Origin of the sequence: Acinetobacter sp. UBA991 (assembly GCF_002292065.1) — a bacterium.
Classification (GTDB): domain Bacteria; phylum Pseudomonadota; class Gammaproteobacteria; order Pseudomonadales; family Moraxellaceae; genus Acinetobacter; species Acinetobacter higginsii.
On sequence record NZ_DBBF01000038.1, the window covers coordinates 85,086 to 103,967 of the forward strand.

An 18,882-nucleotide genomic window follows, 5' to 3' on the forward strand; every position below is an offset into this window, starting at 1 on the left:
ATGGTACTGTCTGGAATATTGGGACTGTAAAGCTTAATTTAAATAATTCATTATCTATAGAGAGTTTACAGCTTTCAGGAACAGTCGATAATGATATTCTAATTGGTGGAGCAGGAAATGATCAATTATTAGGGTTGGCCGGTGATGATATATTAGATGGCGGAGCTGGTAATGATGCACTGGATGGTGGGTTAGGAAATGATATCTATTTATTTGGACGAGGTTCAGGTAAAGATACAATTAGTTCTTATGAGAATAACAAGAGTAAGTTAGATATTGTCCAGCTTGGAGCAGATATTTTCCCAGACGATGTGTTACTAAAACGAGAGGGCGATGCTCTAGTTTTAAGTATAAGAAACAGTTCAGATAGTATAAGAGTAAATAACTTTTTTATAGGTGATGCTGCCTCAGGTTATCAAATTGAACAAATCAAGTTTGCAGGCGGGACATTCTGGGATGTTGAGACAATCAAAACGAAGGTTATGGAAGCGACGCTAGGTAATGATAGTTTGATTGGTTACGCAACTTCGGATCATCTGGTTGGTTTGTTAGGGGATGATTCGATTTATGGACGTGCAGGAGATGATCGTATAGAAGGTGGGGCTGGAGAAGATATTCTCTATGGAGAGGATGGAAATGATCTTCTTTATGGCGGCTCACAAAATGATAAGTTATACGGTGGTAATGGTAATGATACTTTGTTTGGTGATGAAGGTGATGACCTCTTAGAAGGTGGTGCTGGTGATGATATTCTGCATGGCGGTGTAGGAAAGGATATTATCTTTGGCGGATCAGGTCGTGATACCGTTATTTTTGATTTACTTAAAGGTTTTGAAAAAGACTCTCTTGGTGGTAATGATCAAGATATTTGGCAGGATTTTAGTCTAGTTGATGGAGATAAAATTGATATATCAGCTCTACTGATTGGTGAGGTTTCGAAAGCAAATTTAGCCCAATACGTTTATTTTGAGAAAAGTTCAAACAACGTTATCTTATCCATAGATCGAGATGGTGCTGGGGAACAGTATGAAAGTAGCCGTTTCTTAACATTAACAAATCAGCCGCAGATTAAGTCATTAGAAGATTTTATTACTTCGAATACGATTCTCTATTAATTAGGAACTCAATGAAACAGGTGTTTAAACAAACACCTGTTTCATTTTTATCAAGCTACAATGGTACTGCGACTTTTTTGCTGAATGCGTTTGGCAAGGTTATAGCAATCTTGTACATGCGCTTCGGTAATTTTACGCATCATGAAATAGCCTAAACTGGCTGCAACAAGTTGCCCGCCTAAAGGAATAAATTTAGTCACTTGTTTGGTGGCGATTTTGGTGAAAAAACCATTAAATGATTTTTTCATGGCAGTACGTGCCACCACAAAACCTGAAAACTCAAAACCACGTTTACGTAGTTCATCCCAGTGAACTTTTTTGGTTTCAGGATCATAAACACTGATATGTTCAGGAGCGAGACCAAAACGTGCATTAATATCTGGAATGATTTGTGTCAGCATGCCTAAATCGACAACAACATCAAAAAATGGAATCGGTACAATCGCTGCACCCGCTGACCAATAGGCACGCTTCTTGGCGAGCTCCAAACATTCATCACGAATCTGTTCCAAGTTCAAACTTGGGTCAATTGCATCAGGAATTTTTTCAATTTTCATAAAGTTATACCTAAAGTCTATCCCTTGATAGTACATTCAATCGTATTGAGTGGTGAAATTCAAAACAATTTTTTTATTGGATTGTGTGTTTAGCGTGACATAGTGATCTGAAGTTGTATAGTGATGATGATAGACATTTTGGTAGAGCAAAATGGTGATTTATTGATGGGGTTATATTAACGCATGGGTATTCATGTTATTCAAAGTCAACGCCTTGACGTGTTATTACAAGGTGTGATGGCATCAATCACTCAGCCGAGTAACTCACCCTTTCAGGTGTTTAAAACCCAGCATTTTATTGTCCCGAGCCCCGCACAAGAACAATGGCTGACGCAAAAAGTTGCCGAACAACAAGGCATGACCGCCAACTATCAATTTCACCAACGCATTCGTGGTTTTCAATGGTATGCCTACCAACAAGTTTTGGAAAATAAAGAGCAAGTGCGTAAAGCCAATATTCCACGTTTGATTTTAAAGTGGCGTATTCATCAAGCCTTACAGCCTTTTATTCAACCCGAACAGAATACTGTTGCGAATGAGCACCCTTTATATTCAATTGTGCAACGGATTTACGACAGCGCCGATCAACTGCAACAAGGCACTGAAAAACAACTTAAAAAACAAAGCATGTTGTATTGGGTGGCAGAGCAGGTTTCACAACTGTTTAACAACTACATGATTTATCGCGGTCATTGTCAACGCGGTTGCCAAAGCAATTGTACTTGTGCAGGGAATTGGTTAGCGACCTGGGGACAGAACAAAGCCTTAAATATCGAACAATTGATTGCTCAAACAGATCAACAAACTTCAGCCTTTAGCTTACAACAAACCGAACAATTGGAAGCTTGGCAGCGTTGGTTGTGGCAAAACTACTTTCATGATGATTTTGTTGAAATACAAAGCATTGATGCTGATTTCTGGCAGCTTCTAGACAATGAGCAGACACGATCACGAGCTTTGGCACAATTGCCGAGTCAGGTGGTTGTATTTACGATTTTAGATTTACCACCAAGCCAACTGCAATTTTTACGTCGTTTGGGACAGTATCTGGATGTGGTGATTCTGCACTATAACCCATCGCAGGAATATTGGGCCGACAGTGTCGATCCACTCTGGAAAAAGCGTTATGACCTCGGCGTGAAAGAGCGCTATATCGCCAAACATCCCCATGCCAGTGATGCAGACATTGCCGCATTCTTCGACAGTTTTAGTCTGGGGTTTAATGCCTTAAATCGAGAGTCTCGGCATCCCTTACTGACACGCTTAGGTAAGCAAGCGCGTGATCATTTTTCCCTGTTATCACAACTGGCAACAGGAGAGGAGGGAAAGTGGGTCGATGCCTTTGTAGAGCAGTTTCCTGAAACGCTACTCGGTAAGATTCAGTCGGATATTTTCTATTTAGCTGAACCTCAGCCTCAGCAATATGAACTTGCGCCTGAGGACGAGTCAATTCAGATTCATGTTTGCCACTCCAGTGTGCGACAGCTCGAAGTCTTAAAAGAACAGTTGCTGTATTGGTTATCTCAAGCAGATACGACACCGCGTCGCCCAAGTGATGTGCTGGTTTTGACCCCGAATCTAGCCGAGCTTGAGCCTTTAATTCGCAGTGTCTTCCCTACGGTTGCAAATGAACATGAAGTCTTTTTACCCGTTAAAATTGCAGGGGTGGCGCAGTTAGATGCCTTAAATGCATGGCGTGCTGTACTTGGACGCTTGCAATTGACACAGGGTCGTTTTACGCAGGATGATTTTGCTGATTGGCTCAATCTTTCCGCGACGCAACAACGTTATGGCTTGGATTATACACAGGTACAACGGATTCTGAGTTTACTCGATGATGCTGGCTTTAAGCGTGGTTTGGATGCTGAACATTTAAAACCAACGCTCAGTGATGACGATCAAGATTACCGTTATAGTTTTAAATTTGCCCTCGATCGTTTGGCGCTTGGGATTGCCGTGCCAGCCCATGTGATGGTGCAAGACATCTTAAGTTATGCGCTGGTGCAACCAAGCGATTTTGAACTGATTGGGATTTTGATTCAGATTTATCACGAGCTATCGGCACGGCGAGACTGGTTGGTGGCGCATGAACAAGGACAGCGTTTGCCTGTTGAAGTCTGGTTACAACGGATCAAACAGGATGTGCAAGAGTTTGAACAAGCCGATGTGGTTGCTTTAAAAGCAATCCGCGAAATTATTCAGAAACAAGAGCGGATGCTGACCTTGGCCAGCTACTACGAAGATGCTGAAACACAGTTGCGCCAAATTTCTTTGCCATTGCCTTATATCATCGAAGAAATTCAACGAAGCCTAGAAAGTCAGTCCGCACAAGTTGAACCGACAGGACAAATCACCTTTAGTCAGATTGGACAGATTCGTCCGATTCCTTATCGCCTGATTGTACTGTTGAATTTGGATACAGGTAAATTTCCAAATCGAGACAGTCATATTCCGTTTGATTTGATGGATGCACTGCGTCAGCAATTGGGTGATCGCTCTCGTTTGGAGGATGATCAAGGGGCATTTTTGGATGCCATCTTATTGGCACAAGAACAGGTTTGGCTGTTTTATAATGGCTTTGATCTCAATGATGGCGAAGTCAGAGAGCCATCCAGTGTGTTGCAGGGGTTCCGCGAGCATTTGGCTTTGATTGTAAAACCGACGAGCAGCGAAGATGGCCCTCCTTTATCCGAAGCGGATTTAGCCGGATTGAATGCTTTGCAAGTCCCTGCACAGCTTTATCCGTTGTATCATTTACATCGTCTACAACCGTTCGATCCACTCGGCTTTGTTTCGGATCGTCCTGTGCGCTTTCAAGACCAATGGTTTAAGGTCGCTTCACAGATTCAGCAGGTGAAGGGTGAGCGACAGGCGTGGGCCAATACCGTCTATCCCGTTGAACAAAATGAAATGATCATTTTGGAGAGTCAGCAATGGATTCAAGATATCAGTTTCCCTGCGCGGCTGTATTTAAAGACCTTAGGTGTGGAAAATTTAACCGCACAAGCATCGCTTGATCAAGCTGAACCATTATTACTCGATGGTCTCGGTAAATATGCCATTCGACATTTTTTACAGCAGCAGGATGACCAGCTATCTCCAAGTCTTTTGCAAGATCAGTTGCCCGTTGGCAAAGTTCAGCACAGTGCTTGGCAGCAAAGTCGCTTAGAGCAGCAACGCTTGTTGGAGCGCTTGCAGCAATATGCCCCAGCACCGACTGAAACCACGCAACGGGTTTGGCGGGTCTCGAAACAATTACAAATCGCCTGTGTGACCCCGAAACAACTAACCCAAGATTGGGTCAGTTTGGAGGCGTCAAGTGCACGTGCCAAGCGCTTTGCCAAAGTCTGGCTGGAATATCTGCTTTGGTTGGCGCTAATCAATAGTGACGCTGCTACAGAGAAGCGTCGAATTGTAGTGTTTAGCGATCAGACCGTGATTTGTGAAGGCTTAAGTTCACAACAGGCACAGCATTATTTAAAGGCATGGTTACAGCTTTGGCACGATGCACAGCAGCAGCCTGTGGTCTTGCCTGCTGCCTTAGTGTTAAAGCCTTTAGAAAAGGGCAAGCAATATGAGTGGATTGAGCTGGATTCAACTCAGGTGTTAACTGAAGAGAGTCAAAAGCAAGTATTGAAAGACTGGAATGATACGGGGGATTTCTCGGGTTTTGATATGACCCAGAATGAAGCTTGTAAATTGCACCGTGATTGGCAGTTCATTTTGCAAGAGCAAGATGCAACCGCTTTATTGCAGTATGCCTGTGATCATTATTCCTTTGCTTTATATCAACCGATTTTTGAATTTTTACGGGTGGAGTAAGACATGAACTCACAGTATCCCGTGTCTTATCAGCCGATTAGTGATATTCAATTTGAAGGGTTGCATTTAATCGAAGCCTCAGCAGGAACGGGGAAAACCTATACACTTTCTAGTTTGATGGTGCGGATTTTCTTAGAAAAATATTTGCCCAATCAGGTGATTGCCACCACCTTTACCCGTGCTGCAGCCGCAGAACTCAAAACGCGTATTCGTTTGCGTCTGGTCGAAATCCTTGAGTTTTTAGAGCCTTTCCGTGATGTATTGGAACAAGATATTCAGGTCAAGGCATTACAAGAAACTGATCCGTTAAAACAACAGGTCTTACAAAACTTTGCGCCACGAATTGCCTATGCCTGTGAACGGCTCAAACTGGTCATCGATCAATTGGATGAATTGTTTGTTGGAACCTTGGATAGTTTTAGCCAAAAGCTATTGCGTGAGTTTGCCTTTGAAAGTGGCAAAATTGAACGCGCAGAAATTACTGAGGATGCCAAAAGCTATACCCGTCAATTAATTCATGATGTGTTGCGGGAATGGATTCAGACTCAACCACAGCAAGTGATCAATGCGCTATATAGTGTGGGGGGGCTGAAAAGTGTCGATCATTTTGTCGGGATGGTGGAAAGCTCGCTGAATTTTAGTTCGGCACAATTTAAACTGCCTGCCATGCCTGAAATTGAGTTGGCTCAGTTGCAGCAGTGGCAACAGCAAGCACAGCAGATTGACCTGAGCAGCTTGGCTGAATACTTTCAGTTAGAGGGCGCCTATTATGCACATATCAATGGCGCTTCTTTCCGTAACAATGCCTTTCATAAACTATTTACAGAATCCTTGCCGCCCTTATTAACTGCACTCAACAGTTCTGAGAATATACAGATCTTTGATGCCTATTTTGCCAATGCACGTGATGCGGTATTTAAGTTTTTAGACAAACTCGAAGCACAAAAAATTTTTAAGAAATGTCCTGTGGAAATTGCCGAGGGCTTCTATCAACATCCATGCGTGTTGCAACTGCAAAAGCTGTTTCAAGCTGTACAGCAGACTCAGCAGGAATTTGAGCAGTTACAGGTCTATTTAAAAGCCTATTTATGTGTTGAAGTCAAAAAGCGTTTGCCTCAAGTGTTGCAGCAAAAAGGGGAGACCACCTTTGCTCAGCAAATCAAGACTTTGTCTGAAGCTTTAAAAGGCGAGCAAGGACAACGTTTCGCGGTATTTGTACAGTCACGCTATCCATTGATTTTGGTGGATGAGTTTCAGGATACCAACCAAGATCAAGATGATATGTTGGCCAGTATCTGGCGCCATCCGCAACGTTATCAAAAAGGTTGCATGATTATGGTGGGTGACCGTAAGCAGGCGATTTATGGTTTCCGTGGTGGCGATATGCTGACCTTCCTGAATGCTTATCAGGATATTATGGCCAAACAGGGGCGTGAGTATAAGTTGGTGCATAACCACCGTTCGGTGAAAGAACTGGTGGAAGTGGTGGATGTGCTGTTTCAGCGCCAGATCGATTTTGGTGAGCAGGTCAGCTATGACCCGATTCAAGCGGGTTCACGTCCACATCCCGCCTTGATTGAAAATGCCCAACCCAATCCAATGCCTTTACGCTGGTTGCATTTGCAAGAGGGCAATGAGCAGGCCACACAGGTGGCGTGGCAGATTCAGCACTTACTCAACCAAGCCTATTTAAAGCAATTGTACTTAGAGGGTGATATCCCGACTGCGATTGATGAAGATGATATTGCCATTCTTTCGCGTAGCCATCGCCAACTGGATGAAGTGCAATATGTATTGGAACGTATGGGGATTCGGGTCAATCGACCATCGAAACGCAGTGTGTTTGATTCCAGCATTGCACAGGATGTGGGGGCCCTACTCACGGCGTTGCTTCATCCTTATGATGAGGCCAAGCTCAAACGGGCTTTGCTCAGCCGTTTATTTGGCTTTGATCTGGCTAGACTATTGGCATTAGAACAAAGTGCAGAAGGCTTGAGTGATTATATTCAGCAGTTTGATGACATACGTGAAATGTGGCTGAATCAGGGCTTTTTATCAGCGTGGCAGCGTTGCCTAAATCAGTTTGGTCTTTGGCAACAACTGGTGGCCACACAAAGTAAAGACAATGAACGTGCCGTGGTGAATCTACGCCATCTCACTGATCTGTTGAGTCAGCACAGTGAACATGTACAAGGGATGCAAAACCTGTATCACTGGTATTTAAAACAATTAAATTCGCCAAGTGATCGAGATTGGGAGCTTGAACACAAGCTGTCGAGTGAAGCGGGTGTGCAACTGATGACGATTCATCAGTCCAAAGGCTTGGAGTTTAAAATCGTCTTTTTACTGGGGGCGAATAAGGCTTTTGCTGAAGTACAGAAAACACTGAATTTTTCTACCACTGAAATCCAGTTGCCTGAGACGGGTCAAATACGGACGCAACGGGTGGTAGCTGTGGCGGATAAAAATTTTTTACAGCAAACTGAGCTGGATCAACATCAGCAACGCGCTTTAGCGGAACAAAACCGGTTGTGGTATGTGGCACTGACGCGTGCCAGTCACCGTGTTTACGCCGTGTTTGAACCGGAAAAAGGCGATAAAAATAAGTTTTCAGGTTTGGCTTTTTGGAAGAATCAGGGCGATAACTTTCAACATCCCTATAGTGCCGATGCTGCGCTGATCTTAGCGCGACCACAAGCCTTACAGATACAACAAACTCAACAACAACGCGTACTGTTGGCCCAAACACTGCCGACACAACGTTTTTATGCACGCGGAAAAACCAGTTTTAGCTATCTGGCACAACATTTAAAGCATAAAGCGACTCGGGCTGATCGCTTGGCCAATATCGATACTGATTTTGAGCAAGCTGAAGATGAGTTGAATCTTGCTGAATTGGAAAATAAAACCACGGCTCAGCCGATTGCCTGGATTAAACAGTATTTCCCGAAAGGGACTTTGGCTGGCAATTTCTTGCATGAGATTTTTGAGCAGATTGATTTTCAGCAACCCCACATGTGGGTGGAAGAAATTCGCCGTCGTTTTAAAAATACCTATCAAAGTTTATGGTCAGAATTGTTGCAGCAATATCAGCTGCATTTTCCTGAACAAGAAAATAGCGAGCAGCAACTGTATCAATGGATTGCTGATTGGCTTGGTGAGGTATTACACACGCCACTCAATCAGGGTTTTCAGTTAAAGCAATTAGCTGCAGGACAATACTTGTCTGAATGTCCTTTCTATCTGGCTTTATCGGATCGAGTGCTGGCGATGCAGCGTGTACAGCAGCTGTTTGAGGAATATGGTATCGAAATGCCTGAGTTACTTGAGGCTAAATCTGCCCGTTACTTAAATGGCTCTATTGACTTGGTTTACTTCGATGGCCAGCGTTACCATATTGCTGATTATAAGAGTAATTATCTGGGGGCGGAGCAACTGGATTATCAGCAGCCTCAGATTGCAGAAAGTATGTCGCTGTCGAGTTATTGGTTACAAGCGGCGTTATATCTGGTAGCGCTACATCGTTATCTGTCGGTGAAATTACAGGATTATGAGATGCAGCAGCATTTAGGCGGCGCATCTTATCTGTATTTGCGCGGCATGAATGGGCAAGCGCAGCAAGGCTGTTACTACTGGAAGCCTGAGGATGAGTTTATCTTGCGTTTGGATGCAATACTTGGATATTTTTCTGAGGATAAAGCTGGAAAAATGGTGTAGATAAAGTGCGTGATTTTAAATTAAACAAAAGCTTAGCTTGTGAATAACTCTGTTTATAACCTTGTGGACAAGCGTGTGGGTAAGTTTGAGGATAACTCTGTGGACAAACAAGTTGATGATCAGTCAGCACAAATGACATGGTTAAATATGTGGAGTGACTATCTCTCACAAGCACCATTTTCTCAATCTACTCAATCAGTTAACGCTGCACAGGTACTACAACAACTGGTTGAAGCCAGTTTACAAGGCGACAGTTGTATTGAGGCTGATCCAGCACAGATTGAAGCACTGGCTGATTTAGCAGTTTCTAGTGAAATTGCAGTGACGCAAGTCGCGCCGTGTGTCTATGATCAGCAGGGCTTGGCATTATACCGATATTGGCATCTAGAGCAACGCCTCGCACAGCAGATTTGTCGATTAAAGCGACAAACGATTCAGGTGGTTGATGCTGAACATTATCAAGACTTATTGAGTGACGTGCACCAGCAGGCTGCACTGAAAATGGTGCTGCAACAAGGTCTGAGCATTATTACCGGCGGTCCAGGGACAGGTAAAACCTATACCTTGGCACGTATTATTGCAGCCCTCAACCAGACCATTCCCGATATTCGTATTGCCATGGCTGCACCGACAGGTAAAGCCGCGCAACGTATGCAGGAAGCATTACAGAACTCATTGAATGATCCAAAATTATTGGAATCAGGTTTAATTACAGATGAGTTGCGTAATCAAACCACGCAGACCTTGCACCGTTTACTGGGCATGGGCAATCGACAAATACCGAGGTTTAATCAAAAACAGCTTTTGCCTTATGACGTGATTGTGGTTGATGAAGCCTCAATGCTGGATTTGAATTTGGCAACTCTATTATTCGAGGCAGTCCCAGATCAATGCCGAATTATTTTGCTTGGTGATGCCAATCAGTTGGCTTCGGTTGATGTCGGCTCGGTTTTGGCTGATTTACAGCAAGTACAGGCATTGGCTGAAAACCGAGTCCAGCTACAGACCAGCCGTCGTTTCTCTGGTGAAGCCAAGATTGGGCAATTCGCTCGATTTATTCAGGCGCAACAAGATCTAAGCGACCCCGATTTAGTCTTATCAAAACTAGAGACGGAAATTGTTCAGGCTGCACCTTTGCAAGCCATTTCCTTGAATAAAGATATGCCTGACCTGATCCAGCTGGAATATCTACCCGAGCAGCAGGATGTGGAGATTGAACCTTATCAACATCAGTTAATGGCTGGATTTCAAGCTTATATCGAAGCTTTGAAACATTATATACAGGCAGATGAACCTGCCGAACAGATTCAGAACGTGATTCAAGCCTTTGATGATTATCGAATCTTAACGGCAGTTCGACATGGGCCACTGGGGATTGAACAACTGAATCGTTATGCCGGACATTGGCTCAATCAGCAACTCAAACAAATCGCTGTTGGAGACTGGTATATCGGGCGTCCTGTAATGATGACCTATAATGACTATCAGCTTGGAATTTCCAATGGTGATATCGGAATCTGTTTTAAACATCGCACCCAGTCACAGCAATTTGAAGTCTTTTTCCCGAGCTTAAATAAGTGGATTGCAGCACATCGACTGCCACGCAGTATGCAAACCGCCTTTGCTTTAACTATTCATAAATCACAAGGCTCGGAATTTACCCATACCGCGATTGTTTTAGATGCGCATGCCGAGAAGCTGTTGAGTCAGGAATTGATCTATACCGCAGTCACCCGTGCTAAAAAAGTGGTGAGTATTTTGGCTGATTCAAAGGCTTTGCAGCAGGCATTGACGATACGGACTGTTCGGCGTAGCGGTTTAGTGCAAAAGATCAATTTGAACAGATTGTGAACTTATTCTTTAGAATTCACTATTTTGTAAGTAAAAGCTTACAAGGATTCGAGATATTGTCGCTAGAGCAAGCGCAAGGTTTTTGAGATTATGTACACACAAAGAGCCTAGCATGGAAAGCTAGGTAAATCGCAAAAATATAATAATAACGTCGTATGACAGCGAACTTACAGTGAAGTAAGTGATAAAAGAGGAAACTTACAGCCGCTAAGCCTTGTAGTTTTGGGAGAGACTACAGGGCTTTTTTATTTTCATGTCAAAATTCACTATAAAATCAACATAATCCATATCGCTCATAAAGTATTCTGAGAATATGTGAAAATTCATGTTTTTCAGCATATGAGTCTATTTCGCTTCAATTAAATGATCAAATAAAAGGAAGAAATATAAAACTTATTGTCTGACAATTTTTTGTTATTATTAAGTTAAATGTTATACAGACTTGTACGTTTTTTCTTACACAGAGATAAGAAAAATGCTATTTTTCTTCACAATTGAATCTGACAGAATAGTCGGTATAGGAAGAGCGAATAGCAAGAGAAACAACAATAAAAGAGAAGGGTGTGGAGTCTGCATTCAGAGGGTCTGAATGGTATAGGAAAAAAGAATAAAAAATAACAAAATTAAGAAGAATGATAAGTTCAAGCGCAAAAGCCCAAGTTTAACTTGGGCTTTTTTGTGCGTGTGATTTGGATGAATAGCCCTTATACCAAATCTGCTTCAGTACGGTCAGTTGCGAACAATGAGCGACGTTGATTTCTTGGAATCTTTGGGCAGTTGGTTGAGATTTGATAAAGTGTTTTTGCCAAGGCTGGTAAGTGGGTACCAACCACAGATTTGCCTGTGGTTAAGAGCGATACACTGATATCCCGTTCAGGATCAGCCCAGCATAGGATATTGGAAAATCCAATATGTCCAAAAGCTTGTCCTGTCATTGGGCCAAACAAGCCGACAGGATTACTGCCGAGCATTGGACCCAGCGCATAGCGCATTGGAGCTAATAAGGTACGATCTAAGCTAACACCAGAGGTTGGCAGGGTGGAGCGGAATACAGTTTGAGCACTCATAATTTGTTTGCCCTGATATTCTCCGCCACTTAATAGCATTTCAAAAAAACGTCCTGCTTGTTCAGCACTGGTATAGATGTTCCCCGCAGGGCAAATGGTGTCCATGAAACGGGTATCATTGGTGACATCGACTGCAAGCTGTAGACCGCCACCGAGTACATGGTTGAGATAATGATCTGTACCTAAACTTGGATGGATACCTGTCGCATAGTTCAAGGCAACATCAGCGCGATATTCAGGTTTTAAACCATAATTGAAATAATCCAAGCCCATTGGTTTTTCAATATTTTCAGCCAAAAACTCTCGAACGCTTTGACCTGTTACACGTTGAACGATTTCACCCAGAATATAACCTGCGGTAACCGCATGGTAGGCAAGATGAGTCCCTGATGGAGAAACGGGTTTGGCGGCACAGAGCAGTTTTAATATATCATCTTGGTTAAACAGAAGTTCTGGTGTGACTTCAGTGTCGATACGTGGAATACCACCACGATGGGAGAGTAGATGGAAAATCGTGGCACGACGTTTACCATTCACGCCATATTCCGGAATGTAATAACTAATCGGATCAAGTAAATTTAGCTCACCACGTTCATCCAACATATGAATCAACATCGCCGTGACCATTTTGGATGCAGAGAACAGGCAGACTGGTGTATCTGGGCTGCCGATTTTGGCATTGGTTGCTAAGCCATCTGGGGAGTTGCCTTGCGCATAGCCGATGCTACGATTTAAAAGAATTTTCCCCTGACGACGTAAACATAAAGTAATGAGTGGATAATTGCCTGTTTTATATAGACCTTCAACACTGTTCCATATCTTTTGAATCTGTCTCTCAGTCATACCACCCGATTCGGCTGAGACTTCTTCTTTACTGCGAATCACTTGATTTAAGTCATGTGGTACATAACAGGTATTGGTTGATAAAATTTTCACGATTCCCTCGCAATATTTTCGTTTTCTTTCTTCTCTGTCATAAATTGAAAACAGAACAAGGGTAGTGTGCCTATTTTGTTCAATGCTGTCAGCTGCCGAATTGCCGGCAGATATAAAACAATTTTGCAATATAGCGATAGATCACTTAAAATGGGCGCCTTGCTGTAGTGATGCACGGCAGTCGGTTGGTTTCAACTGATCATTATCATTTTATTTTTGTAAGCATCTCGGAGAAATCGAATGGCTTTAACTAACACTGATCGCGCAGAGATCATCGCTAAATTTGCTCGTGCTGAAAACGACACTGGTTCACCTGAAGTACAAGTTGCTTTATTGACTGCTCAAATCAATGATTTGCAAGGTCACTTTAAAGAACACAAACACGACCATCATAGCCGTCGTGGTTTGATCCGTATGGTTAACCAACGTCGTAAATTACTTGACTACTTAAACGGTAAAGATCACGGTCGTTATGTTGCTTTGATCGGCGCATTAGGTTTACGTCGTTAATTCGATTTTACTTTGTTTTCGCTATTTCGCATGTTGCAATGCTTTATCGCTGAAAAGAGAGTTTCATCTAATTTACCTTAGATGATTTTTAGAAGGGGCGCTTGTTCGCTCCTTCTTTGTGTTTAAATTTATTTAAAATTTTGATCTAGTGCGATGGCTTCTAAGCTTTGTCATTTATCTACACAGCAGTTGTAGTCTGAATGCCAAACCTTAGGGGTCTCACTAGAATAAAACTAGGAAAATATAATACATGTCAATGTTTAATATCGTTCGTAAAGAATTCCAATTTGGTCAACACCAAGTTGTTTTAGAAACGGGTCGTGTTGCACGTCAAGCAAATACAGTTTTAGTTACCATGGGTGGCGTGACTGTTCTCGTTGCGGTTGTGGCTCAGCCTAAAGCAAAAGCGGGTCAAGACTTTTTCCCGTTAACTGTTAACTATCAAGAAAAACAATATGCTGCTGGTCGTATCCCAGGTGGTTATGGCAAGCGTGAAGGTCGTGCTTCTGAAGCTGAAACTTTAATTTCACGTCTGATTGACCGTCCGATTCGTCCGTTGTTCCCAGAAGGTTATTTCAACGAAATCCAAGTGACAGCAACAGTTGTTTCTTCTGATAAGACGATGGATGCCGATATTGCTGCAATGTTAGGTACTTCAGCTGCATTATCGATTGCAGGTACACCATTCCGTGGTCCGATTGGTGGTGCGCGTGTTGGTTTAATCAATGGCGAATACGTACTTAACCCGAACTTTGAACAACTTGCACAATCTGATCTTGACCTTGTGGTTGCGGGTACAGAATCTGCTGTGCTTATGGTTGAATCTGAAGCGAAAGAACTTTCAGAAGATCAAATGTTGGGTGCAGTTCTTTTCGGTCATGACGAAATGCAAATTGCGATTCAAGCAATTAAAGAGTTTGCAGCAGCAGCTGGTGCAGTTGAATCAACTTGGGTTGCGCCAAGCAAAAACGAAGCACTTCTTGAGCAATTAAAAACTGCTTTTGAAGCGAAAATTTCTGAAGCATATACGATTGCAGTAAAGCAAGATCGTTATGCAGCACTTGATGCACTTTATGCAGAAGCCGTTGCTCAGTTCGTTCCTGAAAATGACGAAACTGGTATTGCTGATGAAGTAAACGAATTATTTGAAGATCTTAAATACCGTACTGTACGTGACAACATCTTGTCTGGTAAGCCGCGTATCGATGGTCGTGATACCAAGACTGTTCGTGGTATTGACGTTCAGGTTGGTGTATTAGGTCGTGCGCACGGTTCTGCATTATTCACACGCGGTGAAACTCAAGCGTTAGTTACAACGACTTTGGGTAATACACGTGATGCGTTGATGGTTGATACGCTTTCTGGTACCAAAACTGACAACTTTATGTTGCACTACAACTTCCCTGCATATTCTGTAGGTGAAACGGGTCGTGAATCAGGTCCTAAGCGTCGTGAAATCGGTCATGGTCGTTTGGCTCGTCGTGGTGTTCAAGCCGTTCTTCCTGCGGCTGATCGTTTCCCGTATGTGATCCGTATCGTATCTGATATTACTGAATCTAATGGTTCATCTTCTATGGCTTCTGTATGTGGTGCTTCATTGTCACTTATGGATGCTGGTGTGCCATTGAAAGCACCAGTTGCGGGTATCGCAATGGGCTTGGTTAAAGAAGGTGAGCGTTTTGCCGTTCTTTCTGACATCTTAGGTGATGAAGATCACTTAGGTGATATGGACTTTAAAGTCGCAGGTTCTGCCAACGGTATTACCGCACTTCAAATGGACATCAAGATCGAAGGGATCACTGAAGAGATTATGGAAGTTGCATTAAACCAAGCATTTGCTGGTCGTATGCACATCCTGAATGAAATGAACAAAGTCATTTCACGTGCACGTTCAGAAATCAATGCACATGCGCCAACGTTTGAAGTGATCAACATCAACCCTGACAAGATCCGTGACGTGATTGGTAAAGGTGGTGCAACCATCCGTGCGATTACGGAAGAGACTAAAGCAGCGATTGATATCGAAGATAACGGTACTGTACGCGTGTTTGGTGAAACTAAAGCGGCTGCGAAAGCTGCGATTGCGAAAATCCAAGCGCTTACTGCAGAAGTTGAACCAGGTACAATCTATGCGGGTAAAGTTATTCGTATCGTTGAATTTGGTGCATTCGTCAATATCATGCCAGGTACTGACGGTTTGCTTCACATTTCACAAATCTCAAATGAGCGTATTGCGAATGTGACTGACGTATTAAAAGAAGGTCAGGACGTTAAAGTACAAGTTGCTGATGTCGACAACCGTGGTCGTATCAAGTTGACAATGAAAGACATTGAACAAGCTTAATGCTAGCAGGCATTTTGCTTAAAAAAAGCGCATTGTTTTAACAATGCGCTTTTTTATTAAGTGAATGATTGTTAAGAACATAAAAAACTGAAACTATAAACATAAAATTTCTTGATATTAGACATTAGTCTAATGCTTTAATTGTGTGCCTCACAATTAACGTAGAATTCCCCAAATTTCCGTGCCTGCCTGCGTTTATGTGGTTTTAGATAGACAGTCGGAAGTCTATTTGTTCATCTCAATATGAAGGAATATCGCACATGCTTGTCGATCATGTCGCCACAGGTCAAGATGACCAACAGCCTCCCAAGAAACCAAAGTTTTATCAGATTCTCTATGTGCAAGTGATCTTCGCGATTGTCGCGGGGATATTGTTAGGTCATTTCTTCCCAGAATTAGGTGAAAGCTTGAAGCCACTCGGCGAAGCCTTCATTAAATTAGTTAAAATGATTATTGCTCCTGTAATTTTCCTGACCGTTGTGACAGGGATTGCAGGCATGAAAAACCTCGGCAGTGTAGGTCGGGTGACCGCGAAGGCCATGATCTACTTCCTGACGTTTTCAACCTTGGCCTTGATCGTAGGATTGATTGTCGGGAATGTGATTGAGCCAGGTCACGGTTTGAATATTGATCCAAGTAGCTTGCACAGTACCAAAGTTGATGAATATGCTGCCAAAGCACATGAGTCGACGATTACGGGCTTCTTGATGAATATTATTCCAGATACATTGGTCAGTCCATTTGTATCAGGTCAAATTCTTCAAGTCCTGTTTGTCGCGGTATTGTTTGGTTTGGCTTTGGCAAAATCAGGTGATTTAGGTCGTCCAGTCACAGATTTTCTACAGCAGCTCACTACGCCAGTATTTACCTTAGTCGGTATGTTGATGAAGTTTGCGCCGATTGGTGCATTCGGTGCCATGGCCTTTACCATTGGTGCTTATGGGATCAGTTCAATCGGTAATTTGATGTTATTGATTGCGACCTTCTACATTACCGCTTTGCTGTTCGTGATTATTATTTTGGGCGCAGTGGCTCGCTATAATGGTTTCTCGATTATTGATCTGATTCGTTATATTAAAGACGAACTTTGGTTGGTACTCGGAACAAGCTCATCAGAAGCAGCATTACCGTCCTTGATGGCAAAAATGGAAAAAGCAGGCTGTGAAAAGTCGGTGGTTGGTCTGGTGATTCCAACGGGTTATTCATTTAACCTTGATGGTACCAATATCTACATGACATTGGCGGCATTGTTCATCGCCCAAGCCTGTAATATTGAATTAACCCTCACCCAACAAATCACGATTCTATTGGTCGCGATGCTGAGTTCTAAAGGTGCAGCAGGCATCACAGGTGCGGGCTTTATTACTCTGGCTGCAACCCTGTCAGTTGTTCCTGCAATTCCAGTCGCAGGTATGGCATTGATTCTGGGTATTGACCGTTTCATGTCAGAATGCCGTGCATTAACCAACTTGGTAGGTAATGCTTGTGCCACAATCGTGGTGGCAAAATGGGACAATGCCTTGGACAAAGAGCAACTTGACCAAGCCCTTAAATATGGTGTGGTTGAGAAGAAAGAAGTGTAATCTTCCTGAGATTCGGAAAAGCCTCCATGCTGTGCATGTGAGGCTTTTTTATTGGATGTCGTTTCAGTCCTGTAATAGCCGTAGCTTTTTATCTGGCTTCGTGGCAGCATTTCTCTCGCCATTCTAATTTCTATTGTCCTATGCAACTTTATTATTTTTATCGTCATAACAGTGAAAATACGATTTTTATCAGTGCGGAACAACAAACAGAACATACGCTTGAATTTTTATGGGTGGATAGTCTTCGACAAGATCTGGTGAATCATACAGAGGCTTGGCAGAAGAATATTTATGAGCATACGGGATTGGTACTGAATGAATTCCATTTGCGGGATTTACTCAATATTGAGCACCCTTGTGCATTTGATACCGTCGAGGAATATGACCTGTTGGTGTTTCGCAAACTGATTAGCCCAGACGACCAGATTTTGGCAAATGAGAATGCTTCAGAATCACATGAAAGTGTTTTTGGTTTGGCGACCACACCGATGAGTTTTATCTTAACACCTACGGTTTTGCTGAGTGTGAGAGAGCAGGGCAATCAGGCGGTAGAGAGCTATATTCAGCGTATTCAGACCATTATGGGACGACCGAGTACCGAGCAGAATAAACCACGTAAGTTAGCCAGCACCCCCGCAGATTTATGCTTACGCTTATTGAATAGCATGATTGATGGTTATCTGAATTTACGCACACCCTTAACCCGCCGGGTTGAATATTGGCAACAACAACTTTTACAGGGCAATCGTCGTTTTAAGCAATGGCATCAATTGTTCCATGAAGATATGGCCTTTCAGCAAATCGAAAATCTCTGCGAGGAGCAGATCGAAACCCTGCAGGAATTTAGAGATGAACTGGTCGATAATTATCATCATGTGGTCGGTGAACATAAGCACAAAGCGCAAGATATTCTGTTGGTACGTCTGAACGATTTGATGAGTCATGTTGAACGGGTGCAAAAGCATACCTTGCGCTTAAGAAATGCCATTCAATCGGCCATCGATTTGCATTTCTCTGCGATTGCCAATCAAACCAATGAAAACATGCGCATCTTAGCCATTATTACCGCCATCTTTGCACCACTGACTTTATTGACTGGGGTCTATGGTATGAACTTTGAGTTTATCCCTGGGCTGAAGTCACCTGTTGGCTTCTGGATCATGCTGGGTGTGATGCTGATGAGCACAGTATTTTTACTGTATTATTTTTATCGGCAGCATTTGGTTGGGCGCGGTGAGCGCAGTGTGATTGATTTACTGGCACAGCAGCATCGGCAGCGTAATTTTAATCTGTTGTGGTTTTTGGATTATGAACCGATTAAGCAAACGCTGAAAGAAGTGGAGAAAATGACCAAGCTGAAATAGGGATGGGCTTGGTCAT

General features: G+C 42.9%; 10 protein-coding genes. 8 read left to right on the forward strand and 2 right to left on the reverse strand.

From position 1 onward, the window contains the following. Positions 1 to 1,115: calcium-binding protein (locus B2727_RS15645; protein WP_291349615.1), on the forward strand; the 1,115-nt coding region annotated here is incomplete at its 5' end. A gap of 50 nt (positions 1,116 to 1,165) precedes the next feature. Here the strand turns inward: B2727_RS15645 and B2727_RS15650 are convergent. After that, complete coding sequence (locus B2727_RS15650) at positions 1,166 to 1,672, reverse strand: hypothetical protein (RefSeq protein WP_033133207.1); 507 nt, start codon at positions 1,670 to 1,672, stop codon at positions 1,166 to 1,168. A gap of 183 nt (positions 1,673 to 1,855) precedes the next feature. On the opposite strand from B2727_RS15650, the gene B2727_RS15655 reads away from it, so the two are divergent. The 3 genes from B2727_RS15655 to recD all read left to right on the forward strand — a co-directional run bounded on the left by B2727_RS15655 (position 1,856) and on the right by recD (position 11,062). Further along, positions 1,856 to 5,494, forward strand: coding sequence for an exodeoxyribonuclease V subunit gamma (locus B2727_RS15655; protein WP_033133208.1), 3,639 nt, complete (start codon positions 1,856 to 1,858; stop codon positions 5,492 to 5,494). 3 nt (positions 5,495 to 5,497) lie between these two features. Next, complete coding sequence (locus B2727_RS15660; RefSeq protein ID WP_033133209.1) at positions 5,498 to 9,211, forward strand: UvrD-helicase domain-containing protein; 3,714 nt, start codon at positions 5,498 to 5,500, stop codon at positions 9,209 to 9,211. A 132-nt stretch (positions 9,212 to 9,343) separates the two neighbouring features. Beyond that, positions 9,344 to 11,062: an exodeoxyribonuclease V subunit alpha gene (gene recD / locus B2727_RS15665; protein ID WP_277605688.1), complete on the forward strand. Its 1,719-nt coding sequence runs from the start codon at positions 9,344 to 9,346 to the stop codon at positions 11,060 to 11,062. 704 nt (positions 11,063 to 11,766) lie between these two features. Here the strand turns inward: recD and B2727_RS15670 are convergent. Beyond that, complete coding sequence (locus B2727_RS15670) at positions 11,767 to 13,065, reverse strand: EstA family serine hydrolase (RefSeq protein ID WP_033133211.1); 1,299 nt, start codon at positions 13,063 to 13,065, stop codon at positions 11,767 to 11,769. A 240-nt stretch (positions 13,066 to 13,305) separates the two neighbouring features. On the opposite strand from B2727_RS15670, the gene rpsO reads away from it, so the two are divergent. The 4 genes from rpsO to B2727_RS15690 all read left to right on the forward strand — a co-directional run bounded on the left by rpsO (position 13,306) and on the right by B2727_RS15690 (position 18,866). Then, on the forward strand, positions 13,306 to 13,575 hold the full coding sequence (rpsO, locus tag B2727_RS15675; RefSeq protein WP_004656162.1) for a 30S ribosomal protein S15: 270 nt from the start codon (positions 13,306 to 13,308) through the stop codon (positions 13,573 to 13,575). Between the two features lie 256 nt (positions 13,576 to 13,831). After that, positions 13,832 to 15,919 carry a polyribonucleotide nucleotidyltransferase gene (gene pnp, locus B2727_RS15680; protein ID WP_171061149.1) on the forward strand — a complete coding sequence of 696 codons (2,088 nt, stop codon included), beginning with the start codon at positions 13,832 to 13,834 and terminating at the stop codon, positions 15,917 to 15,919. Between the two features lie 260 nt (positions 15,920 to 16,179). Beyond that, positions 16,180 to 17,502, forward strand: a complete 1,323-nt coding sequence (locus B2727_RS15685) for a dicarboxylate/amino acid:cation symporter (RefSeq protein ID WP_004802372.1) — start codon at positions 16,180 to 16,182, stop codon at positions 17,500 to 17,502. Positions 17,503 to 17,642: 140 nt separating this feature from the next. Next, a complete protein-coding gene (locus B2727_RS15690; protein WP_033133212.1) occupies positions 17,643 to 18,866 on the forward strand; it encodes a magnesium transporter CorA family protein in 1,224 nt (407 codons plus the stop codon). Positions 18,867 to 18,882: the final 16 nt, after the last annotated feature.